Annotated in this window: 21 protein-coding genes and 4 tRNA genes; 12 read left to right on the forward strand and 13 right to left on the reverse strand. The window is 62.9% G+C overall.

Annotated features, from left to right (window positions below):
- Nucleotides 1-19: 19 nt before the first annotated feature.
- From M2368_RS05700 to M2368_RS05725, 6 genes are all read right to left on the reverse strand, one after another.
- Complete coding sequence (locus M2368_RS05700) at nucleotides 20-580, reverse strand: MarR family winged helix-turn-helix transcriptional regulator (RefSeq protein ID WP_105658071.1); 561 nt, start codon at nucleotides 578-580, stop codon at nucleotides 20-22.
- A gap of 117 nt (nucleotides 581-697) precedes the next feature.
- Nucleotides 698-782: transfer RNA gene (locus tag M2368_RS05705), tRNA-Leu, on the reverse strand.
- A 92-nt stretch (nucleotides 783-874) separates the two neighbouring features.
- Nucleotides 875-1,366 (reverse strand): thioredoxin-dependent thiol peroxidase, encoded by a 492-nt coding sequence (gene bcp, locus M2368_RS05710; protein WP_133834698.1) that lies wholly within the window; start codon nucleotides 1,364-1,366, stop codon nucleotides 875-877.
- Between the two features lie 66 nt (nucleotides 1,367-1,432).
- Nucleotides 1,433-1,505, reverse strand: a tRNA-Lys gene (locus tag M2368_RS05715).
- Between the two features lie 506 nt (nucleotides 1,506-2,011).
- A tRNA-Lys gene (locus M2368_RS05720) sits at nucleotides 2,012-2,084 on the reverse strand.
- A gap of 49 nt (nucleotides 2,085-2,133) precedes the next feature.
- Nucleotides 2,134-2,206: transfer RNA gene (locus tag M2368_RS05725), tRNA-Lys, on the reverse strand.
- 173 nt (nucleotides 2,207-2,379) lie between these two features.
- On the opposite strand from M2368_RS05725, the gene M2368_RS05730 reads away from it, so the two are divergent.
- From M2368_RS05730 to M2368_RS05740, 3 genes are all read left to right on the forward strand, one after another.
- Nucleotides 2,380-3,312, forward strand: coding sequence for a 2-hydroxyacid dehydrogenase (locus M2368_RS05730; protein WP_426734763.1), 933 nt, complete (start codon nucleotides 2,380-2,382; stop codon nucleotides 3,310-3,312).
- A gap of 150 nt (nucleotides 3,313-3,462) precedes the next feature.
- Nucleotides 3,463-5,307: an ABC transporter substrate-binding protein gene (locus M2368_RS05735; RefSeq protein ID WP_426734765.1), complete on the forward strand. Its 1,845-nt coding sequence runs from the start codon at nucleotides 3,463-3,465 to the stop codon at nucleotides 5,305-5,307.
- A gap of 72 nt (nucleotides 5,308-5,379) precedes the next feature.
- A complete protein-coding gene (locus tag M2368_RS05740) occupies nucleotides 5,380-6,873 on the forward strand; it encodes a malate:quinone oxidoreductase (RefSeq protein WP_332499058.1) in 1,494 nt (497 codons plus the stop codon).
- Nucleotides 6,874-6,943: 70 nt separating this feature from the next.
- Here M2368_RS05740 and M2368_RS05745 read toward each other — a convergent pair whose 3' ends face one another.
- Nucleotides 6,944-7,222 (reverse strand): hypothetical protein, encoded by a 279-nt coding sequence (locus tag M2368_RS05745; RefSeq protein WP_105661102.1) that lies wholly within the window; start codon nucleotides 7,220-7,222, stop codon nucleotides 6,944-6,946.
- A gap of 251 nt (nucleotides 7,223-7,473) precedes the next feature.
- Here M2368_RS05745 and M2368_RS05750 point away from each other — a divergent pair, with 251 nt between their 5' ends.
- Nucleotides 7,474-10,821 carry an efflux RND transporter permease subunit gene (locus tag M2368_RS05750; protein WP_498724167.1) on the forward strand — a complete coding sequence of 1,116 codons (3,348 nt, stop codon included), beginning with the start codon at nucleotides 7,474-7,476 and terminating at the stop codon, nucleotides 10,819-10,821.
- Between the two features lie 87 nt (nucleotides 10,822-10,908).
- Here M2368_RS05750 and M2368_RS05755 read toward each other — a convergent pair whose 3' ends face one another.
- The 3 genes from M2368_RS05755 to M2368_RS05765 all read right to left on the reverse strand — a co-directional run bounded on the left by M2368_RS05755 (nucleotide 10,909) and on the right by M2368_RS05765 (nucleotide 12,721).
- On the reverse strand, nucleotides 10,909-11,547 hold the full coding sequence (locus M2368_RS05755) for a CueP family metal-binding protein (protein WP_483561339.1): 639 nt from the start codon (nucleotides 11,545-11,547) through the stop codon (nucleotides 10,909-10,911).
- A gap of 34 nt (nucleotides 11,548-11,581) precedes the next feature.
- Complete coding sequence (locus tag M2368_RS05760) at nucleotides 11,582-12,187, reverse strand: DUF305 domain-containing protein (protein ID WP_434693516.1); 606 nt, start codon at nucleotides 12,185-12,187, stop codon at nucleotides 11,582-11,584.
- A gap of 93 nt (nucleotides 12,188-12,280) precedes the next feature.
- Nucleotides 12,281-12,721 (reverse strand): DUF6153 family protein, encoded by a 441-nt coding sequence (locus M2368_RS05765; RefSeq protein WP_498724168.1) that lies wholly within the window; start codon nucleotides 12,719-12,721, stop codon nucleotides 12,281-12,283.
- Nucleotides 12,722-12,951: 230 nt separating this feature from the next.
- Here M2368_RS05765 and M2368_RS05770 point away from each other — a divergent pair, with 230 nt between their 5' ends.
- Genes M2368_RS05770 through M2368_RS05780 form a run of 3 tightly spaced genes read left to right on the forward strand, consistent with a single transcriptional unit; the run spans nucleotide 12,952 to nucleotide 14,291 of the window.
- Nucleotides 12,952-13,404, forward strand: coding sequence for a MarR family winged helix-turn-helix transcriptional regulator (locus M2368_RS05770; protein ID WP_426734774.1), 453 nt, complete (start codon nucleotides 12,952-12,954; stop codon nucleotides 13,402-13,404).
- A 34-nt stretch (nucleotides 13,405-13,438) separates the two neighbouring features.
- Complete coding sequence (locus M2368_RS05775) at nucleotides 13,439-13,861, forward strand: organic hydroperoxide resistance protein (RefSeq protein ID WP_105661097.1); 423 nt, start codon at nucleotides 13,439-13,441, stop codon at nucleotides 13,859-13,861.
- Entirely contained in the window at nucleotides 13,854-14,291 is a 438-nt protein-coding gene (locus tag M2368_RS05780) for a DoxX family protein (protein ID WP_426734776.1), read from the forward strand. Before M2368_RS05775 ends, M2368_RS05780 begins: the two co-directional genes overlap by 8 nt.
- A 71-nt stretch (nucleotides 14,292-14,362) precedes the next feature.
- On the opposite strand, the gene M2368_RS05785 is transcribed toward M2368_RS05780, so the two are convergent.
- Nucleotides 14,363-15,157: a hypothetical protein gene (locus M2368_RS05785; RefSeq protein WP_426734778.1), complete on the reverse strand. Its 795-nt coding sequence runs from the start codon at nucleotides 15,155-15,157 to the stop codon at nucleotides 14,363-14,365.
- Nucleotides 15,154-16,077, reverse strand: a complete 924-nt coding sequence (locus M2368_RS05790) for an ATP-binding cassette domain-containing protein (protein WP_426734780.1) — start codon at nucleotides 16,075-16,077, stop codon at nucleotides 15,154-15,156. The genes M2368_RS05785 and M2368_RS05790 overlap by 4 nt, the downstream gene beginning before the upstream one ends.
- A gap of 139 nt (nucleotides 16,078-16,216) precedes the next feature.
- On the opposite strand from M2368_RS05790, the gene M2368_RS05795 reads away from it, so the two are divergent.
- Both M2368_RS05795 and M2368_RS05800 read left to right on the forward strand, forming a co-directional pair.
- Nucleotides 16,217-17,566: a sensor histidine kinase gene (locus tag M2368_RS05795; protein ID WP_426734781.1), complete on the forward strand. Its 1,350-nt coding sequence runs from the start codon at nucleotides 16,217-16,219 to the stop codon at nucleotides 17,564-17,566.
- Nucleotides 17,567-17,581: 15 nt separating this feature from the next.
- On the forward strand, nucleotides 17,582-18,259 hold the full coding sequence (locus M2368_RS05800; RefSeq protein ID WP_332728518.1) for a response regulator: 678 nt from the start codon (nucleotides 17,582-17,584) through the stop codon (nucleotides 18,257-18,259).
- Here the strand turns inward: M2368_RS05800 and soxR are convergent.
- On the reverse strand, nucleotides 18,240-18,749 hold the full coding sequence (soxR, locus tag M2368_RS05805) for a redox-sensitive transcriptional activator SoxR (protein ID WP_332489009.1): 510 nt from the start codon (nucleotides 18,747-18,749) through the stop codon (nucleotides 18,240-18,242). The two genes, M2368_RS05800 and soxR, sit on opposite strands and share 20 nt — an antisense overlap.
- A gap of 87 nt (nucleotides 18,750-18,836) precedes the next feature.
- Between soxR and M2368_RS05810 the strand changes: the two genes are divergently transcribed.
- From M2368_RS05810 to M2368_RS05820, 3 genes are all read left to right on the forward strand, one after another.
- Nucleotides 18,837-19,070 (forward strand): hypothetical protein, encoded by a 234-nt coding sequence (locus M2368_RS05810; protein ID WP_133834713.1) that lies wholly within the window; start codon nucleotides 18,837-18,839, stop codon nucleotides 19,068-19,070.
- Nucleotides 19,071-19,270: 200 nt separating this feature from the next.
- Nucleotides 19,271-20,404, forward strand: a complete 1,134-nt coding sequence (locus M2368_RS05815; RefSeq protein ID WP_105661548.1) for an LLM class flavin-dependent oxidoreductase — start codon at nucleotides 19,271-19,273, stop codon at nucleotides 20,402-20,404.
- Nucleotides 20,388-20,846 (forward strand): MarR family winged helix-turn-helix transcriptional regulator, encoded by a 459-nt coding sequence (locus M2368_RS05820; RefSeq protein ID WP_105658053.1) that lies wholly within the window; start codon nucleotides 20,388-20,390, stop codon nucleotides 20,844-20,846. The genes M2368_RS05815 and M2368_RS05820 overlap by 17 nt, the downstream gene beginning before the upstream one ends.
- Nucleotides 20,847-20,946: the final 100 nt, after the last annotated feature.

The following is a 20,946-nucleotide window of genomic DNA, read 5'->3' on the forward strand; positions in this document are numbered from 1 at the left end:
GATCCAGCACGTCCCGGTACTAGTCCGCTTCGCCGGCAGTCGTTGAATCGAGGCTGCTTTCCAAGGCATCGGAGGTCCCGGCAAGGAACCGGATCACTACGTCCCGCTCCTCGGGGCTCATCGCGTTGGCCACTTCGAATCTCTTGGCATGGTGCCGCCCCACTTGCTCCCGTGCTGCCAGGTGGGTTTCCTCGGTGACCTCGACGCATTGCGAACGCCGGTCGGTTGGATGCCTGGTGCGCCGCACATGGCCGTGGGCTTCCAAGCGGTCAATCATCTTGGTGACCGATGCGCTGGAAATTCCCAGATACTGGCTCAGCGCACCCGGGGTGACGGATTGGCCCGCATGCTTGGCGGAGATCATCTTGCGGATCGCCCGCATGTCGGTTTCGTTCAGTTTCATGAACTGCTGGGAGCTGCGCATGATGCGGCGTTCGATCTGGCGCATCCGGCCCATTTCAGCCATGATGCGGTCGATTTGCTCCAGATTGGCAGGGGCTATGCCCGCCCGCTTGATCAGGTCCTGGCCAGGATCGGATTCAGAAAGCCCATACATGGTGGGCAGTTCCTTGGCTGCCATGGTGCCCCTCCTCCTCGGATCGCGGCCGCTTGCCTTATTTGGATCATACGCTTGGTCAACCGCTGCGGATGCATGCAAAAACCCTGCGGCCGATGGAATCAGACCGCAGGGTTCAGTTGGTGCGAGTAGAGAGACTTGAACTCTCACGTCCGAAGACACTGGAACCTAAATCCAGCGCGTCTACCAATTCCGCCATACTCGCTAGCGCTACACCGGAAACACTGTTTCCTCGAAGGCGACCTCATTTAGTGTAGCGGAAGTTCTGCCTGATATGAAATCAGCCAAACAAGGGGTCTACTTGGGATCAATGCCCAAGTCACGGCGCAACTTGGCTACATGGCCGGTGGCGCGAACGTTGTACTGCGCCAGCGCGATTTTGCCCTCTTCATCGAGCACGATTGTGGAGCGGATCAGGCCCTCGTAGACCTTGCCGTAGTTCTTCTTTTCTCCCCAGGCGCCGTAGGCTTCAGCTACTGCGTGGTCCTCGTCGGAGAGCAGCGGGAAGTTCAGTTCTTCCTTGGCGACAAATTTTTCCAGCTTGGCGGTCTTGTCCGGGGAAATGCCCAGAACTGCGTACCCCAGGGACTGCAAGGATTCGAGCGAATCACGGAAATCGCAGGCCTGCTTCGTGCAGCCCGGGGTGGATGCGGCTGGGTAGAAGTACACGATGGTCTTCTTGCCGCGGTAATCGGCCAAGGCAACAGACTTGCCAGCAGCGTCCTGCAAGGTGAAATCAGGGGCCTGGTCACCGATGGACAGACGGTTCGTCTTTTCGGAAGTACTCATGAGCTGATCCTCTTTTCTTTGCGGTATACAAAAAATCCGACCTGACGAATCAGATCGGATCTACTGTGCGCCCTCCGGGACTCGAACCCGGAACCTAATGATTAAGAGTCATTTGCTCTACCAATTGAGCTAAAAGCGCTTCCTCGCTCTGACTAGTTCTTTTTCAGAACTCGTCTTTGCGACGTAGACAATCATAGGCAGAAATGATGCAAAAGCAAAAATCGGCCAGTACCCGACCTGAGAACATAAAAGTCCAAGTCAGATTCATAATATCACATTTGTCCGGCTTGAAAGTAATCTAAAACACACATAGTTTTCCGATCCGGACCTCACTATCCACCGGCGGGGCAAATCCGGGATTTGCCACTCGCGGCCAGCACTCCCGCTCGGCTCCGGTCCGCACAGCACTCCGGGCGCACCTGCAGCAATGATTTCCACGAAACCGCAATGCGGCGTCGCCCGAAGGACCAGCCGCCAGCCGGTCAATTTCCCGCCAGTGGCCTCGAATCCTTTCCCCGATCCCCTCCCGGCTCCGGCGCGGGCCAGCCTACCGGCGACCACAGGCCAAAGTGGTTCCGCGTCAAGCGCTAGCTGGTCCACCGGGACAAACAAAAAAGGCCAGACCGAAGCCTGACCTTTGTTTTGTGCGCCCTCCGGGACTCGAACCCGGAACCTAATGATTAAGAGTCATTTGCTCTACCAATTGAGCTAAAAGCGCGTATTTATTTATGAAAACAAGTTGTCTGGTGAACCGAACAAATTGTTCGTGCGCCCCCCGGGACTTGAACCCGGAACCTAATGATTAAGAGTCATTTGCTCTGCCAATTGAGCTAGAGGCGCCCGCTGCGATGTTCTAGAAGCTTTTCGGGCTTCGCGCTTTCGCAACGAGATAAAACTTTACCAGCAATTTCCCTCAGCGCAAATTCGGGGGCCAGTATTCTGCGGTGACCTTCATTACAGGACATGACTAGGGGTTACTACCAAAGCGCGGATGGGGTTTGTACAGTGTTTCCATGAGCACCCAACGAACGATTTCATTCCCGACACAAGATCTGATTGATGCGGTTGGTCCGATCCCGGAAAACCTCAAAGCTGTGCTCTGGGACCTGGAGAGCACCCCCGGAACTGCGCTGGAAGAAATCGACATTGCCATCCTTCCCTATATGTCGAATCCCCAGACGCTGAAGAACATCCGCAAGGCACCGAACGTCAAGATCGTCCAGACCCAGACCACCGGCTTCGACGGAATGGTTGACCTGATTGGCGATCGCGCAAATATCAATACCGCGGCCGGCGTCCACGCGGCGGCTACCGCCGAGATGGCCATCGGCCTGGCCATCGCATCCCTGCGCGGCTACCCGCACGCGGTCCGAGACCAGCAACAAGGCCGATGGAATCCCCAGCAGTGGCCCGGCTTGGCTGATCGGACGGTGGCATTGGTTGGCGTGGGCGGCATCGGCGAAGAGATCCGCAAGCGCCTGGAGCCCTTCGAGGTCAATCTCATGCGCTTCGGCTCCACGGCCCGCACCGATGAGCATGGCGAGGTCTTCGCAACTTCGGATCTCGCAGCGCGCGCGGCGGAGATCGAAGTGCTGATCCTGATCGTGCCGCTCAACGATTCCACCCATCATCTGGTTGACGCTGATCTGCTGGCTAAGCTTCCCGACGGTGCAACCGTGGTCAACGTCGCGCGCGGCCCGGTGGTGGATACCGAGGCAATCGTGGCAGAAGTCGCTTCGGGCCGCTTGAATATGGCATCGGATGTATTCGATCCAGAACCCCTGCCGGCCGATCACCCATTGTGGCAGCACCCCAATGCCTTGGTCGTTCCCCACAACGGCGGCAACACCAAGGCGTTCTTCCCGCGCATGGTGAAGTTGCTCAAGAAGCAGGTGCAGGCCTGGGCCGCGGGCAACGACGGCGAGAACCTCGTGCACCGCAGCTAACAATTTAGCGACAGTTGACGGCTCCGGGAGTTTTGGCTCCCGGAGCCGTGGCCGTGGTGCGCTATCTTTGATAAATACCTTTGCGCACATTTACTTGCTTGTTCCCTGCGCGAAGCAGTACCGCCTGCCATAGGAAGATGAGTCATCCCAGTGCCCGAATTGCCATTGAAACTCGTATCACGACGCGCATTGCTGACCGGTACATTGGCGACTACCGCACTGGCACTGACCGCCTGCACCGGAAATTCGGGGCCCGCGTCCTCCGCTTCGCCCACAGCCTCGGCCAGTGCACCGCGCATTCCCCGGACCCTGCGCCTGGCAGCAGCCGCTCCCCCGGTCAAGCTCGATCCGGCCATCGTGGCGGATAACGAATCCTTCCGGATCACCCGCCAGGTGTACGAGACGCTGGTCGATATCGATCCCGATACCGGTGGCGCGGTAGCCGGCCTGGCCGAATCCTGGACCGAAAGCCCTGATGGCTTGCGCTACACCTTCACCCTGCGCGAAGGCGTGCTCTTCCACGACGGCACCGAATTGACAGCAGAAGCAGTTGTCGCCAACTTCAACCGCTGGGAAAGCTTGTCCCCGCAGCTGCGCGCTTCATCCAGCCAGGGCTTTGCCAATGTTTTCCACTTCGACAGCGATATCCCCAAGCTTCCAACCGCCAAGGAACTCGAAGAAGAGTTCAAGAGCGCTGCCGACGCCAGCGAAGAGGAACTGGCCACCCAGCAGCTACGCACCAAGCAGCTTGAAGAGCTGACCAAGAAGTTCGACACCAAGCTCTTCGAAGGGAAGTCCGCAGCCGGTTCCGCAAGCTATTTCGAATCCGTCAAGGCAACCGGCAAGTACCTGGTCGCCTTGAACCTGCGCCGCCGGCTGCCAGGGCTGATCGAAGCGCTGACCCTGCCGGGCATGGCCATTGCCGCGCCCAGCGCGTTGACCGGCGGCCCCGGGCAGAACCCGGCCGAGTCGCTCTCCACCCACCCGGTAGGTACCGGGCCATACACTTTTGTTTCCCATGAGGACAATGTGGTGCGCCTGGAGATCTTCAAGGACTATTGGAATCAACCGCGGCTATCCAATAACACCGCGCATCCCGAGGTTGCGCTGATCTCAGCTGTTCCTTCGCCCTACAACCGCGAAGGCGCACTGCTGGCCGATGAAATCGACGGCTTCGACATGGTCTCGGTGGACATCATGCGCACCCTGGTGCGCAATGCCAAGGTGGTTGTCCAGCGCGATCCCTTCTCCGTGCTCTACCTCGGCATGAACCAGCGCAATAAGTGGCTGGCCAAGCCGGAGTTCCGCATGGCCATTGCGCACGCGGTCAACCGCAGCTCGCTGGCTGAGAAGCTGTTCCTGCAAGGGTCCAAGCACGCTTCGACCCTCTTGCCCTCTGCCTTGAGCATTCCGGCACCGGAAGATACGCCGAACCACGATGCGTCGAAGGCCAAGACCTTGCTGGCCGAGTTGGGTTACAAGGGCGAACAGATCGAGTTCGCCTACCCGCTGCAGGTTTCGCGCAACTACCTTCCGCTGCCTGAACGCACTTTCGCGCAGATCGCCGAGGACCTCGCCGCAGTGGGGATCCGCATCAAGCCGCGCCCGATTGCATGGACCGACGGCTACGTGCAGACCGTGCAGTCCAAGGACTTCGAGGGACTGCACCTGCTGGGCTTCTCCGGCGGCTACCGTTCGGCAGACGACTTCCTGTCCGGCATTTTGGCGGCCAAGGAGAATGAGTTCGGATACACCTCGGCGTTACTTGACTCACAGATCATGCTGTCCCGTTCCATCCCTTCCGGAGAGGAACGGACCGCCGCCTATGCCGATATCCTCAAGACCCTGAACGCGGATCTGCCCGCGCTCCCACTGGTCTTTCCGATCTCTGCGCTGGCGTTTAACGGCAACGTCACCTTCTATCCTCCCTCGCCGATGCTCAACGAGTGCTACGCGGATGTGCAGATGGCAAACTCGCCGTCTATCTCAAGTTAGTGACCGTTAACCCAGTTAACGATTTCTAACCCCCGGGGATATAGGTCTACTCTGGGAGAGAGCAAAGTATCACTGTCGATGGAGATCCTCGTGCCTTCTGAAACGTCAACCGAATCTTTTGACGTAGTACTAATCGGTGCCGGCATCATGAGTGCCACCCTTGGCACCATGATCAACCAGCTGGAACCAACCTGGTCCATTGGTCTTTTCGAGAACCTGGACAAGGCCGGGCAGGAATCCTCCTCCCCTTGGAACAACGCAGGTACCGGCCACTCGGCACTGTGCGAACTGAACTACACCGCTGCCAAGGCTGACGGATCGGTCGATCCGGCCAAGGCCATTGGCATCAACGAGCAGTTCCAGGTTTCCCGCCAGTTCTACTCGTGGGCCGTCGAGAACAACCGCGTTGCCGACAACAGCTTCATCAGCGCCCTGCCGCATATGTCCTTCGTCATCGGCGAGGACCACTCCAAGTACCTGCAGACCCGCTACGAGGCACTGAAGCCCAATGCGTTGTTCGAGGAACTGGAAATCACCAACGACCTGGACACCATCAACCAGTGGACCCCGCTGGTGGCCAAGGGCCGCGATGCCTCGCAGAAGGTTGCCGCATCCCGCGTTGTCTCCGGTACCGATGTCGACTTCGGCCGCCTGACCCGCGACCTGACCGACTCGCTGGGCGCCGCTGGCGCCTCGGTGAACTACGGCCACAAGGTCAAGGGCATCAAGCGTTCGGGCGCCGGCTGGGAATTGAGCGTCAAGGACAACGCTTCGGGCGCAGTCAAGAACGTCAAGGCCAAGTTCGTGTTCGTCGGTGCCGGCGGTGGCGCACTGCCACTGCTGCAGAAGGCTGGCATCGACGAGATCAAGGGCTTCGGCGGCTTCCCGGTCTCCGGGCAGTTCCTGCGCTGCACCGATGAGACCGTCATCAACCAGCACCACGCCAAGGTCTACGGCCAGGCTTCGGTGGGCGCTCCTCCCATGTCGGTACCGCACCTGGATACCCGCTTTGTCGACGGCAAGCGCTCGCTGATGTTCGGCCCCTACGCCGGCTTCTCGATGAACTTCCTGAAGTCCACCGGCCAGCTGGATCTCCCGTTGTCCCTGCGTCCGCACAACATCATCCCGATGCTGGCTGTAGGCAAGGACAACCTGGATCTGACCACTTACCTGATCAAGGAAGTTCTCAAGTCCCGCTCCAAGAAGGACGAGGCGCTGGCCGAGTACTTCCCGGATGCAGATGGTTCCAAGTGGGAGCTGATCACCGCTGGCCAGCGCGTGCAGGTCATCAAGAAGGATGCCAAGAAGGGCGGCGTGCTGCAGTTCGGCACCGAGGTCATCACCTCCTCGGACGGCTCGATCTCCGGCCTGCTCGGCGCTTCGCCAGGCGCTTCGACCGCTACCCCGATCATGGTCGGGCTGCTGTCGCGCTGCTTCCCCAAGCAGTTCGCAGGCTGGGAGTCGAAGCTCAAGGACATGATTCCTTCCTACGGCCAGAAGCTGAACGAGAACCCAGCACTCTACGCTGAGGTCAAGGCAGCCACCGACAAGTCCCTGGGACTGTAGGCACCAAGCACAACGAGAACCGCCCACCAGCATTGGTGGGCGGTTCTCGCGTATCCGGGCACTGGTCGGGCTATGGCCGGTCCAGCGGCTCGCCGTAGGGGTAGTCCACCCAAGCACCAGCGCCAAGGTCGGGGCAATGGCGTTCGGCGCCGTGGCGCGTGCACGAGGCGTCAGCGGGATACCGGTGCCCTTGCAGCAATTTATCGGCCTCGGCCCAGCCCAGGCCGGAGACTTCCCGCCCGTCGGCGTAGCGCAGGGCATAGCTGAAATAGCGGTAGCGGATCCTGATCAGCCGCCGGATCCCTTGCTGTGCGGTGGCTTGCACCGCAATCGGCATCTGCAGACTCATGTCCCCAGTATTCCATGCGGCCACCAGCCGCCGCCTTCCCTTAAGAATCGGGCAGGCGCTCCAGCACCACTGCGCGCGCCGCGGCATCGGCAGCATTGGCACGTGCGGGCGGGGCTGCCCCAGGCCGCTTCGGGGTAATCCATTGGGATGATTTTGCGTGCTTTACATCTCCCGGTGACTGTTGAGCAATGGCAACCAACTAAAGTTGAGATCAGCCCTTCCCACTGCGACACAGCTAGGACCACACCCGCATGCAGCGCTTGGCCATCTTGTCATTGAAAAACCGGGCGCTCATTGCGCTCATCACGGTTTTCGCCGCCGTCTTCGGCGTGATTTCCATGGGATCGCTCAAGCAGGAGCTGATCCCCGCCCTGGAATTCCCCCAGATCTCGGTCATGGCAACCCAAATGGGCTCCAGCCCCGAGGTGATCGACGAGCAGGTGGCCGAGCCGCTGGAAACCGCTTTGCAGGCAGTTGAGGGCCTGGAATCCTCCACCGCTACCTCGCAGACCGGCTTCACCCGCATCTCGCTGACCTTCGAATACGGCACGGACATGGATCGTGCCCGGACCCAGGTGGAACGGGCCATTGCCAATTCCAAGGCCCAGCTTCCCGAGGATGTCGAGCCCACCGCCTTCGCCGGCTCCATCGCGGACTTCCCGGTCCTGGCCCTGGCCGTCTCCTCGGACCAGTCACTGGAAGCGCTCAACGACGACGTGGAGCGCCTGACCCTGCCCAAGCTGCAGAAGATCGAGGGGGTCCGCGAGGCCTCGGTCTCCGGTGGCGCCTCCCAGCACATTGCGGTGATCCCGAAAGACGACCAGATGCGCGATGCCGGCTTGGCCGTCACGGATCTGAAGGACGGCATCGAGAACGCCGGCTCCCCCATGCCCATTGGCAACATGGACGTCGATGGCCTGGAACTGCCGGTCATCGCCGGCTCCACCCCGGACAGCTTGGAGGCCATCAAGGATATCCCGCTGGTCACCGATGGCGGTCCGGTGCTGCTCAAGGACGTCGCCGAGGTCTCGGTCAAGGCCGATGAGGCCACCAGCATTACCCGCACCAACGGCGAGGAGACCCTATCCATCCAGGTCACCAAGACTCCCGATGGCGATACGGTAGCCATTTCGCACGCGGTCACCGCAATGCTTGCCAACCTGGAGTCAGAGCTGGGCCACAAGGCCACCTTGACCACGATCTTCGACCAGGCGCCCTTCATCGAAGACTCGATCAAGCACCTGGCGCTGGAAGGCGCCCTGGGCCTGGGCTTCGCGGTGATCATCATCTTGGTGTTCCTGTTCTCGGTACGCTCCACCCTGGTCACCGCGATCTCCATTCCGCTGTCCCTGATGGCCACCTTCATCGGGATGAATGCCTTCGGATACACGCTGAACATGCTCACCTTGGGCGCCTTGACCATTTCCATTGGCCGCGTGGTGGATGACTCGATTGTGGTGATCGAGAACATCAAGCGCCACCTGTCCCATGGCGAATCCAAGGCGCAGTCGATCCTGCTGGCGGTCAAGGAAGTGGCCGGCGCCATTACCGCGGCGACCCTGACCACCGTGGCGGTCTTCTTGCCGATCGCCCTGGTGGGCGGCATGGCCGGCGAACTGTTCAGCCCGTTCGCGCTGACCATGACCATCGCACTGCTGGCGTCGCTGCTGGTATCGCTGACCATTGTTCCGGTACTGGCGTACTGGTTCCTGCCGCACCGCCCGGGCAGCGGCGAAACCCATACCGTGCATGTGGCCGAAGACAAGTCGTGGTTGCAGCGTGCCTACATTCCGGTGCTGGAGGGGACCCAGAAGCACCCGGTCATCACCTTGCTGGCCTCGGTGCTGGTCCTTGCCGGCACCGTGGCCATGACCCCGCTGCTGAACACCAACCTGCTGGGCTCCACCGGCGAGAACTCGATTTCCATCACCGCCAAGATGCCTTCGGGCACCTCCATGGAAACGACCGAAAAGCAAGCGGCAAAGATCGAGACCGGGCTCGCTGATATCGAGGGAATCGAAGATGTCCAGCTGACCGTGGGCACCGCCAGCGGCATGGCTGCCATGTTCTCCTCCGGCTCGGATACCGCAAGCTTCACCGTGATCACCAATGCCGATGCCGACCAGGAAGCGCTGACGAACACGGTGCGCGAGCAGGTGGAAGGCCTGGACCTGGCCGAGGACCTGGACCTGAGCTTCGGCTCGAACTCCTCGGCCATGATGTCCAGCGATGTCACCATCGAGATCAAGGCCCCGGACGAGGGGATCCTGCGCGAGGCGACCTCCACAATGCGCGAAGCACTGGAAGGGACCGCGAACGTCACCGAAATCTCCGATAACCTTTCTGCCGAACGCGAGCAGGTGTCCATCGATATCGATGCGCAGAAGGCTGCCGAGGCGGGATTGACCGAGACCCAGCTCGCTGGCATGGTCGCTTCGCAGGTCTCCCCTGTTCCGGCAGGCACCCTGCGCCTGGACTACACCGACATGACGGTGCAGATCGGCGAGGGGATGGACCTGGACAACCTGGAGAAGCTGCGCGAGCTGCAGATCCCTACCGCCGCAGGCATCAGGGAACTGCAGGATCTGGCCACCGTTGAGCGTGCCAAGGTGGTCCAGCAGGTCACCACCTCCAACGGCGAGCGTATCGCTACGGTCACCCTGGCTCCGGTGGAGAACATGCTCGGAGAGGTCTCCAAGGACGTCGCCACGAGCCTGGACTCGGTGCAGCTGCCCGAGGGCGCCACCGCGGAGATCGGCGGCGCCGCAACCGAGCAGGCCGAGTCCTTCAACCAGCTGTACCTGGCGCTGCTGGCGGCCATCGCGATTGTCTACGTGATCATGGTGGCCACCTTCAAGTCGCTGATCCAGCCGCTGATCCTGCTGGTCTCGATTCCCTTCGCGGCGACCGGCGCTATCGGCCTGCTGCTGATCTCGGGGATCCCGCTGGGCTTGCCTTCGCTGATCGGCATGCTGATGCTGGTGGGCATCGTGGTGACCAACGCGATTGTGCTGATCGACCTGATCAACCAGTACCGCCAGGACAGCGCCGAACGTCCGGCCATGTCCCTGGAGGATGCCATCATGCACGGCGCCCGCCAGCGCCTGCGCCCGATCCTGATGACCGCCCTGGCTACCATCTTCGCGCTGGTGCCGATGGGCCTGGGCCTGACCGGCCAGTCCGGATTCATCTCCCAGCCGCTGGCCGTGGTGGTGATCGGCGGCCTGGTCTCTTCCACCGTGCTCACCCTGATCCTGGTGCCGGTGCTCTACCGCTTGGTCGAGTCCCGCAAGGAGAAGAACGCCAAGGCCCGCCGCGCGCGCAAGCATTCGGCGCAGCAGCATACCGCTGCCCAGGACCTGTCCCGGGCGATGGACAGCGCCAGCGCCAAGATCGTTCCGGGCGCTGCGCCAGAAGCCGCGGCCACGGAGGCCTCGAAGACCGCGGATGCCGGGAAGAGCCCCGCGGCTAAGCCTGCGCCTGCCGAAGCCGCTGGCCAGGTCGTCAACCCGTTGACCGGCCAGATCCCGGTCTCGCGCAAGGAACGCCGGGCCTTCGAAGAGCTGATGAAGCAGGCACCGCCAAAGCCCAACGACTAGGCTTTGGCGACGCTATGACTCGGGCCTGCAACCACCTTCGTGGTTGCAGGCCCGAGTCCGTTTGCGCGCTGTCCGCGGCCGCTGGCCCTAGACCAGGCGCAGCTCCGTCAGGCAGGTTGCGTTGGACTGCCCGGCGGTAGACACCGTGGTTTTGGCGCTCTTCCCCTGGTAGGTGAATTCAAGGTCCAGCGTGATTCCCCGCGGAACCCAGAGGCCGATGAATCCGTTGTCGAAGGTTTCCATGCCCTGGTCAACCAGCACCTCGCCGGTCTCGGCGTTCACGGCCTTGACCTCCATCTGCCTGCCTTGCAGCTGCCCAAGGCAGGTGGTGAGGCTATGGAAATGGCAGCTGTGGGTCTGGTCCACATAGGGCGCGGCCGAGAGATAGTACTGGTCTTGGGGCAGCGGCAGGTTCGCGGTGCGTCCCGACGCATCAGCCAGCACCAGCTGCGTTGGCTGCACCATGGCGGTGAAGTTCTCCGGCCGCTGCTCCTGCGGCAAGCGATCGAGCCGGTCGATGGCCGCCTTGGCGTCGAGTCCTTCCAGTCCCAGTTCGGCGAGGAACTGACCGGTGTCCTCGGCTGCAACTACTGTAGGCTCGGGCTGCGCGACGGGTGCCGCGGCGGTGCTGCATCCGGCCAGCACGGCCAGCGCGAGCAGCGAACCGGCGCCCCTGGCCGCAATGCGGGCACGGTAGCTCTTGCCGCCGGAAAGTTTCTCGGACATGGCCACTCCCAATCTTCCTGTCTCCAATTCCGGGCTACAGCGTCTCAAGCAGCTGCTTCATCTCAGTGATTTCCCTGGTCTGGGAATCAACGATCTGCTGGGCCAGGTCGATGGCCGCCGGGTAGCTTCCCTCGCTGATCTCGGTCTTGGACATCTCCACGGCGCCTTCGTGGTGCATGATCATCTGCTCGAGAAAGAGCCGGGCAGCGTCGGAGCCGGTCGCGTCTTCCAGCGCCTTGATGCCCTCCTCCGGGACCATCCCGTCGCCGTGGTCCATGCCCCCGTGATCCATCCCGCCGGGCATATTCCACTCGGAAAGCCAGCGGTCCATGCGTTCGATCTCCGGGGCTTGCGCAGCCTGGATCCTTTCGGCCAGGGATGCCACCTCGGCGGGAATCCCGGATTTGCCCAGCAGGATGCCGGACATCTCTATCGCCTGTTCGTGGTGCACCTTCATGCCCGCGGCGAAGGCCATATCGGCGTCGTTGGCCGATGCGGACTGGTCCATGGAATGCCCGGAATGCGAACCGGAGGCCGAGGCGCTGGGCGCCTCGGTGCTTGATGGTTCCCCTGCGCATCCGGCGAGGGCGAGAGTTGCACCCAGTACGAGGGCGCTGGAAATGAGGGTCTGCTTGTTCATGGTGATTCTCCTGGTGGATCTGGAACGTGAGCGGCGCCCGCCTGCGGCGGCGCCGGAACTAGCTGGAGGCCAGTGCATCGACCGGCCAAGTTCTCACGTTCGGCAGATCCCCAACGCAACCAGATCGGGTTTATCCGGTGCGATCCCCCGCAGTTCCGGTGCCGCGCAAAGGGTCCGCGGGAACACCGACCGGAGAACGGCTACGGTCTGCGGCGGCCGCAGGAACAGCAGCATGGCCAGCAACGCCAAGACGCAACCGGCGGCGGCCATCTCATGGCCCATCGGGCAGTCGGTACAGCCCTGTTCCTCGCCGCCCGCATCGGCTGGCGGAGCATGGTGCGCGGGCTGGGTGTGAGCCGGATGCGCCTGCGCGACCGGGGCCGTGGCCGGGGATTGCGCCGAGGCTCCATGATGCATCACATGCATCGAGAACAAGCCGAAAAGCACCGCGCTGATCAGCAGCAGCGAGCGGACTACCGCCAGGCGGGGGCAGGTGCGCCCTCCGGCCTTCGCCAGGTAGTTGCCGATACTCATGGCTCCCAGCTTAGCGACGCCAACGCAAGGGCGCGAAACATGACCCCATCAGCCGGCGGGACAAGATCCCTGCCGGTGCTCCGACCCGTCGCTGTCCCCCGATTCCAGTGCCGGTCCGGCTCCAATTCCAAATCCGATTCCAAGCCCCGTCCTGCGCTCCGCGCAGCGCCGTGCCTGGAGAATCAATAATATAAGTTGCGCACAATTGAATTGCGTGCAATCATTATTCCATGGCAATAGTTGACGACATGGTGTGCTTCTCCCTCTACTCGGCCAGCCGGGCCACCACCCGCGCATATACCGAGCTGCTCGCCCCCTGGCAGCTGACCTACACCCAGTACCTGGTGCTTGTCGCACTGTGGTCCGAAGACGATAAGCCGGTGCGCGAAATCGGCGAGATGCTCCAGCTGGACTCCGGGACCCTGTCCCCGCTGCTGCGCCGGCTGGAACAAAAGGACTTCATCGAACGCCAACGCGATGACCAGGACAGCCGCGTCGTCAACGTCCGCCTGACCCCCGCTGGCGTATCCCTGCGCAAGGAACTGGCGCATATCCCGGCGCAGATTGCCTGCGGCACCGGGTTGTCGGATATGGAAAGCGCCAAAGCGCTGCTGGCATCCCTGCACCGCATCACCGCCTCCATGCAGCAAATCCCCGCTCCGGACCAAGCCTCCGGACAATAGCTACCAGATTTCCCCCTCATCGAAAGGCAGTTTCATGGAAACCCTGTACACCGCTGAATCCCTGTCCACCGGCCAAGGCCGCGAAGGCCGCGTCCAGACCCCGGACGGCAAGCTCGATCTGGCCCTGGCCTCCCCGGCAGAACTGGGCGGTTCGGGAGCCGGCACCAACCCGGAACAGCTGTTCGCCGCTGGCTACGCCGCCTGCTTCCACTCGGCATTGAATATGGTGGCGCGTGGCCGCAAGGTCAAGATCGAGGACTCCAGCGTCGGAGGCCGAGTCCACCTGAACCGCGAGGGAGAGAACGGGTTCAAGCTCTCGGTTGAGCTGGAAGTCATCATTCCCGGCATGGAACCTGCGCTGGCCCAGGAACTGGCTGACGCGGCCCACCAGGTCTGCCCCTACTCCAATGCCACCCGCGGCAACATCGATGTCCTGGTCAGCGTCAGCGATGACTAGGTCTCCCGCGGCGAAACCCCTGGGAATCGCCCGGCACGGCGCACGGAGTGCGCTCGGGGCATTCCTGGTCTTCGCCGGGGTCAGCCACCTGAGCTTTGCCCGCGAGGAATTTCGCGCGCAGGTCCCTGACTTCGTCCCGCTGGATCCGGACCTGACGGTCATCCTTTCCGGTGTCGCCGAAATCGGCCTGGGACTTTCCTTGCTGGCGCTGCTCAAGAAGCGGGTCGCCGTGGGCTGGATCGCCGCGCTCTTCTTCGTGGCGGTGTTCCCCGGCAATCTCGCCCAGTGGCAGGAGGGACGCGACGCGTTCGGCCTGGACACCGACGGGAAACGGCTTGCCCGGCTCTTCTTCCAACCAGCGCTGGTAGCGCTTGCACTGTGGAGCACCGCCGCATGGCGAGACCGGGCCCAGCTTCGGTCCAAGGCCTAGCAACTTCAGCCACGTGCGCACAGCGGGGTATCGGGCATCACGCCCGATACCCCGCTGTGCGCTGCCTGCGGCTAGGCGTCGCGCCGCTTCAGCGAAACATATCCGGCTCCGGGCAGGGCCACGGCCCAGCCTGCCAGCACCAGCAGCGCCACCGTCGGCCCATAGGGTTCGGTGGCGCCGGTGGCCATGAACGTCGCCGCATTGCTGGGCAGGTAGTCGGCCACCGTCTGCACCCATGAGAAGGGAATCAGCTGCAGGATCTGCGGCAGCCCGGTCACCAGCATGATCGCCGAGACGATTGCCCCGGCCGAGTTCCGGCACAGCAGCCCGAGCCCGAGCACCATCAAGCTCAGCAGCGCCAGGTAGGTTCCGGCGCCCAGGCAGGCCGAAACCAGGTCGGAGACGGCGAATGCCCCGTACGGCCCCGCGCTGAGCGCTGCCGGAATGGTGCCCACGCCGATCATGGCCACTCCGGCAGCGAAACCGAGCCCGGAGAGCAGCAGCGACTTCGCTGCCAGCAGCAGCCCGCGGCGCGGTACCGCTTGCAAGGAGGTGGTGATGGTGCCGCTGGAGTACTCGCTGGTGATGTGCAGGGCCGCGGCGGCAGCGAAAAACAGCTGGCCGAATTGCAGGGTTGCGAAAACCATCAGCGGGGCGGGCATCGCCGTGTCGAAGCCATTGTCCCCGCTGGCTTTCGCACTGGCACCCAGCAGCCACCCCAGGGCGATGGACAGCGTGATTCCCGAGCCATAAAGCCAGAGCAGCGACCGCAGCCCGAAGAATTTAGCGGCCTCGGCGCGCGCCGCCGCCAGCAGCTCTGCGCCCAGGTATCCGGATGCGGACCCTTTGATCTGCAGCGTGCTCATTTGCTTCCCGCTCCCCTAGCTGATTCGGCGGAGTACTCCACCATGCCATGCGTCAATTGGTTGTAGGCGTTTTCCAGCGATCCGTGGGCAACGCTCAGTTCATGCAGCTCGATGCCATGGGCGAAGGCCAGCCCACCGACATTTTCCAGCGGCAGGCCGATGACCTCCAGCCGGTCCTCGCCAGCGTTCAGCTCGATGCCCGGTCGCTGCAGGAGTCCGGCGAGCGCCGCGAGCTGCGGCGAGCGCACCGTAATGACCTGCTGGGTGAATTGCCTGATCAGCTCCCTGGTGGGGGCTTGGGCGATCAGCTCTCCACGGCCGATCAGGATCAGCTGGTCCGCGACCTGCTGCACCTCGCTCATCAGGTGGCTGGAGACGAAGACGGTCCCGCCGCGATCCGCCCGGGTTCGCAGCAGCTGCCTGATCCAGACGATCCCTTCGGCATCCAGCCCGTTCATCGGCTCGTCCAGGACCAGGATCTCGGGGTCGCCCAGCAGCGCTGCGGCGATGCCCAGGCGCTGGCGCATGCCCAGCGAGAATCCGCCGATCCGCTGGGTGCCCACGGACTGCAGCCCGACGTCGGCCAGCACCTCATCCACCCGGGTTGCCGGGATCCGGTTGCTTTGCGCCAGGGATGCGAGGAAGGTGCGCGGGGTGTGCCCCGGGTGCCCCGCCGTGCCGCAGATGTGCGCTCCGAGAACCTGCAGCGGGTAGCGCAGCTGCGCGTAGGGAACCGAATTGACCAGTGCCCGCCCGCTGCTGGGCGCGTCCAGTCCGAGGATCATCCGCATGGTGGTCGATTTGCCGGCCCCGTTGGGTCCGAGGAATCCGGTCACCTGCCCGGGTTCTATGGTGGCGGTCAGCGCATTGACGGCGCGGGTGGCGCCGAAGTCCTTGCTCAGCGCTTCAAGTGCGATCATGGTGTGCTCCTTTGGTTCTGCGCTCAACCCTAGGATTCGCCCGGGCTGCCGCGCACCGGCTGGAAGTCGGCCATCGCGCGGCCCCAACCCCTACCTTGGTCGGTGTCTGGCTGCGCCGATTCTGCGTAGCATGTTCTCCATGACTACCTCGTGGAAGCAGCCGGTCCTGTTGCTGTTGCTGGCTCTGTGCGCCTATCTGGTTCCCATCTCCACGAACGGGGCCTGGGTTGTGCTCGCTCCCCTGGCCGCGGCTTGCAGCTACCTGGCCGGACGGCATGTGTCCGCGCTGGCCCATGGATTGCTGGCCCTCGGGGCAGGAACGCTGGCCTCCGGGGTGACGCTGGCATGGTCCTCGCACCTGAGCCTGCTGGCCTTCGCACTGAATATCCTTACCGGTCTGGTGCTTTTCGCGTTGCTGCCCTGGTGGGCGGGCCGGGCGCGGCGCAATGCCGTGCTGTTCCGCAGCCAGGAGCGCCGGCATGTGGTGGTGCAAGCCGAGCTGCGGGAAAGGGCGCGCATTGCCGAAGCCATGCATGACCAGCTGGGCCACGATCTGGCGCTGCTGGCGCTGTCCACCGGCGGGCTGCAGGTGTCCTTGGAAAAGGGCACGCCGGCCTACGAACAGGCTAAGCGGATCCGCGAGCAGGCCGATGAGTCCATCGAGCATCTGCACCAGATCATCGGGGTGCTGCACGAGGACGGCGAACAAGCGCCGCTGGGCCCGGCAGGTTCATCGCTGGAGCAGCTGGTCGAACAGGCCCGGGCCAAGGGCATGAAGATCAATTTCTCCCGGAAGGGCCCCTCGCTCCAGGCCCCCGGATCCATCCGGTGGGCCGCGGTGCTGCGCCAGGTGGCCCAGGAGGCGTTGACCAATGCGGCGAAGTACGCGCCGCACGCCGAGGTGGACCTCGAGCTCGATACGCGCTCGGAGCAGGCGGTGCTGAGCATTTCCAATCCGCTGCATGGCCCCCTGCCTCCCAGCCGGGTTGGGGCCACCGGGATAGCTTCGCTGCGCGGCACCCTCGAAGCTGCCGGAGGCTCGCTGGCGGTGCACCGCACCAAGGAGCGTTTCGAACTGCGCGCTTCCATTGCCCAGGCATTCCCGTACCCGGCGCCTGCCGGGGTGCAGCCGCCGGTGAAGCGCACGAGCACCTCGATGCTGGTGCTGATGCCGGTCCTCGCCGTCACGGTGATTGCCGCGGCCCTGCTGCTGTTGCAGCATGCCACCTACCAGGCCACCGCCCTGCACCCCTCGGACTTCCAGAAGCTCTCGGTGGGCATGGACGCACGGCAAGTTGCTTCGCTGGTCCACGCCCCGGGCCTGGATGAGCCGCTTCCCGTGATCGACGAGCCGGCACCGCCAGGGGATGCGCAGTGCCGCTACTATGCGGCCCGGACCGGGCTGCTGGATCTGGGCAGCGAGATGTTCCGCCTGTGCTTCGCCGATAACGTACTGGTTTCCACCGACCACCTCTACCCCGCCGGCTAGCCAAAGGAACTGCAGATGAGCATGGATACCCCCGTCAGCGTCCTGCTGGTGGATGACGATGCGCTGATCCGCGCCGGGCTGCGCGCGATCCTGTCCAGCGACCCGGGCATCTTCATTGCCGGGGAAGCGGAGAACGGGGTGCGCGCCATCGAACTGGCCGCGCGCTTGGACCCCTCGGTGATCCTGATGGATATCCGCATGCCGCAGCTCGACGGACTGGGAGCCATGGAAGCAATCCTGGGCCAGGCTCCGGAAACCAAGGTGCTGGTCCTGACCACCTTCGGCGAGGAAGAATACATCGACCAGGCCATGTCCGGCGGAGCCTGCGGATTCATGCTCAAGAGCTCGGGACCCGAGGAACTGCTCGGCGCCATCCATGCGGTGGCCGAAGGCGCCGCGGCGCTCTCCCCGCGCATTGCCCGGAGGGTGATCGACAAGGTGCGCGGGATCGACACCGCCGCGCAGTCCCGGGCCCGGTCCCTGGTCCACGGCTTGACCGTGCGCGAACGCGAAGTCCTTGCGCTGGTGGGCCAGAGCCTGTCCAATGCGGAGATTGCCGCCCGGCTGGTGCTCACCGAGGCGACAGTCAAGGGGCATATGACCGCGATCCTGCTCAAGCTCGGGGCGCGCAACCGCGTGGAGGCCGCCCTGATTGCCTATCAGGGCGGAATCGTCACTCCACGGCGCCGGTAAACCCGTGGCTGGAGTTCGCATCGAGTTTGCGGATCCAGCGAGAGCCTTCGCCTTCCGCGGCGGCCTCATCTCCGGGGTTGACCAGCGAGCAATTCTTGATCGACAGGCATCCGCAGCCGATGCATCCATCCAGCGAATCCCGCAGCGATTCGAGCTGGAGCATGCGGCGATCGATGATCTGCTTCCAATGCGTGCTGAGCTGTTCCCATTCACTCTGCCGCGGCGCCCGGTCTTCGGGCAGCTCGCCCAACGTGCCGGCGATTTCAGCCAGGGTCAGGCCCACGCGCTGGCCAGCAGCGATAATCGCCAGCCTGCGCAGCGTGTGCTTGGGGAACACGCGCATGTTCCCGTTGGTCCGCGTGGAGAAAATCAGGTTCCGCGACTCGTAGTACCTGATCGCGGCCACTGATACTCCCGCGCGCCGAGCGAGATCCCCGATGCCTAATTGGCTTTTCCTTGTTGGAACTGCGGAGTGGCTGGAGGATGTCATATGAGGAATTATTCAGGTCCGGCCGCTTGACCTCAAGTTAGCTGGAGCCTGTTGGCTGTCGTATGAACTTCTACGAAAGGCCAACTCATGACCGCAACCCAGATTCCGCCATGCACCATCCTGTTCGCTCGCATCCAGGAGCAGCAGTCCGGTACGGATACCGGATCCGCGCTGACTGCGCGCCAGCTGCGACGGGCTTTGCGCCAGTTGCGCAAGCACAGGCGCAATTGCCGGTGCGTGCCAGGGCAGCCCTCTTTGGAACCGGCCCACGAGCAAGGCAACTTGTTCTGGGGTGCAGGTTTCATCCCCACCCGCCGTTGACTCATTGCTCATTGACTTATTGCCCATTGACTCATTGCACGTTGCCGGCAGTGTGACGGGCACCCGCCGGACGGTGCACCCCAGGAAGGGACATCTCCGAGGAGCCCGGGAATATTTGACGCATCAACTTGTTATTACATGCATACGCATATAAATTGGTGGCAGGACATAACGCTTGCACCAGGAAAACAGGAGTGGACATGCAATTCGGAGTATTCTCAGTCAGCGACATCACCCGCGACCCGACTACCGGCCGCATCCCTACCGAAAAAGAGCGCATCGACGCATCGGTGGCGATCGCCAAGAAGGTCGAAGAAATCGGCATGGACGTCTACGCCATCGGCGAGCACCACAACCGCCCGTTCTTCTCCTCCTCCCCTACCACCACACTGGCCTACATTGCCGCCCAGACCGAGCGCATCATCCTTTCCACCACGACCACGCTGATCACCACCAATGACCCGGTGAAGATCGCCGAGGACTTCGCCATGCTCCAGCACCTGGCAGATGGACGAGTGGACCTGGTTCTGGGCCGCGGCAACACCGGGCCGGTCTACCCATGGTTCGGCAAGAACATGCAGGACTCGGTCAACCTGACCGTGGAGAACTACCACCTGCTGCGCCGCCTGTGGGATGAGGACGTGGTGAACTGGGAAGGCAAGTTCCGCACCCCGCTGCAGAACTTCACCTCGACCCCGCGCCCGCTCGATGACGTGGCACCATTCGTCTGGCACGGATCAATCCGCACCCCGCAGGTAGCAGAAATCGCCGCCTACTACGGTGACGGCTTCTTCGCCAACAACATCTTCTGGCCAAAGGAGCACTACCAGCAGCTGATCAACCTGTACCGCGAGCGCTACGAGCACTATGGGCACGGACGCGCCGACCAGGCCGTGGTTGGCCTGGGCGGCCAGTTCTACATGGCCAAGGATTCCCAGCAGGCAGTCAAGGAATTCCGCCCGTACTTCGATAACGCCCCGGTCTACGGCCATGGCCCGTCGTTGGAAGACTTCACCTCCCAGACCCCGCTGACCGTTGGCTCCCCGCAGCAGGTGCTGGAGAAGACGCTGTCCTTCCAGGAGTACTTCGGCAGCTACCAGCGACAGCTGTTCCTCATCGACCATGCCGGCCTGCCGCTGAAGACCGTGCTGAACCAGCTGGACCTGTTCGGCGAGTACGTACTGCCTGAACTGCGCAAGGAAATGGATTCCCGGGCACCGAAGGACCTTACCCCGGCTCCTACCCATGCGGGATTGGTTGCTGCTCGCGACGCTAAACTGGAAGCTGAGCAAGCAAACACCAAGGAGCCTGTAGCAAGTGACCGGGACCAGTAATCCAGCAGCCTCATTGAAGGTCGCCACCGATGCCTGGGAGGCTCTTTTCCGGGCACAGGTGGCGGTCATGCGCCAGATCACCGCAATGCCGGAGTTCGGCAAGCTGTCCATGCGCGAGTACGACGTGCTGTTCAACTTGCGCACCTGCCCCGGCGGCAAAAGCCGGATGGTAGACCTGAACAAGCAGTTGCTGATTTCGCAGCCCAGCCTCAGCCGCATGGTCACCCGATTGGAAGACCAGGGGCTGGTAGTTCGCGAGGCCGACCCGGATGACCACCGTGCCATGCAGCTCTCGCTGACCGAGGCAGGCCGCAAGCTCCAGCAGGAAATCGGAAGGGAGCACGTCAAGCATCTGCACAATTTGCTGGGCACCGCACTGACCGAAGAAGAATTCCATGAGTTGGAACGCTTGAGCACCAAACTGCGTGAAGCGGTGCAGTAGCTTTTGCCCCAGCCCGGAAGGACATGCCATAGGCAGCTCCTTCCGGGCTCCCGGGCATTCCATGGGATTAAATTGATTCAGCATCAACTGTTCAATCACG

Source organism: Arthrobacter sp. JUb119, assembly GCF_024807995.1.
GTDB lineage: Bacteria > Actinomycetota > Actinomycetes > Actinomycetales > Micrococcaceae > Glutamicibacter.

Bases quoted from the DNA above. Each gene is read 5' to 3' on its own strand.
- M2368_RS05745 (WP_105661102.1), bottom strand. From the start codon at position 7,222: ATGAGTCTGCAGATGCCGATTGCGGTGCAAGCCACCGCACAGCAAGGG.
- M2368_RS05770 (WP_426734774.1), top strand. From the start codon at position 12,952: ATGGCAATAGTTGACGACATGGTGTGCTTCTCCCTCTACTCGGCCAGC.
- bcp (WP_133834698.1), bottom strand. From the start codon at position 1,366: ATGAGTACTTCCGAAAAGACGAACCGTCTGTCCATCGGTGACCAGGCC.
- soxR (WP_332489009.1), bottom strand. From the start codon at position 18,749: ATGACATCCTCCAGCCACTCCGCAGTTCCAACAAGGAAAAGCCAATTA.
- M2368_RS05795 (WP_426734781.1), top strand. From the start codon at position 16,217: ATGACTACCTCGTGGAAGCAGCCGGTCCTGTTGCTGTTGCTGGCTCTG.
- M2368_RS05785 (WP_426734778.1), bottom strand. From the start codon at position 15,157: ATGAGCACGCTGCAGATCAAAGGGTCCGCATCCGGATACCTGGGCGCA.
- M2368_RS05755 (WP_483561339.1), bottom strand. From the start codon at position 11,547: ATGTCCGAGAAACTTTCCGGCGGCAAGAGCTACCGTGCCCGCATTGCG.
- M2368_RS05810 (WP_133834713.1), top strand. From the start codon at position 18,837: ATGACCGCAACCCAGATTCCGCCATGCACCATCCTGTTCGCTCGCATC.
- M2368_RS05765 (WP_498724168.1), bottom strand. From the start codon at position 12,721: ATGAGTATCGGCAACTACCTGGCGAAGGCCGGAGGGCGCACCTGCCCC.
- M2368_RS05800 (WP_332728518.1), top strand. From the start codon at position 17,582: ATGAGCATGGATACCCCCGTCAGCGTCCTGCTGGTGGATGACGATGCG.
- M2368_RS05760 (WP_434693516.1), bottom strand. From the start codon at position 12,187: ATGAACAAGCAGACCCTCATTTCCAGCGCCCTCGTACTGGGTGCAACT.
- M2368_RS05780 (WP_426734776.1), top strand. From the start codon at position 13,854: ATGACTAGGTCTCCCGCGGCGAAACCCCTGGGAATCGCCCGGCACGGC.
- M2368_RS05730 (WP_426734763.1), top strand. From the start codon at position 2,380: ATGAGCACCCAACGAACGATTTCATTCCCGACACAAGATCTGATTGAT.
- M2368_RS05700 (WP_105658071.1), bottom strand. From the start codon at position 580: ATGGCAGCCAAGGAACTGCCCACCATGTATGGGCTTTCTGAATCCGAT.
- M2368_RS05750 (WP_498724167.1), top strand. From the start codon at position 7,474: ATGCAGCGCTTGGCCATCTTGTCATTGAAAAACCGGGCGCTCATTGCG.
- M2368_RS05790 (WP_426734780.1), bottom strand. From the start codon at position 16,077: ATGATCGCACTTGAAGCGCTGAGCAAGGACTTCGGCGCCACCCGCGCC.
- M2368_RS05775 (WP_105661097.1), top strand. From the start codon at position 13,439: ATGGAAACCCTGTACACCGCTGAATCCCTGTCCACCGGCCAAGGCCGC.
- M2368_RS05815 (WP_105661548.1), top strand. From the start codon at position 19,271: ATGCAATTCGGAGTATTCTCAGTCAGCGACATCACCCGCGACCCGACT.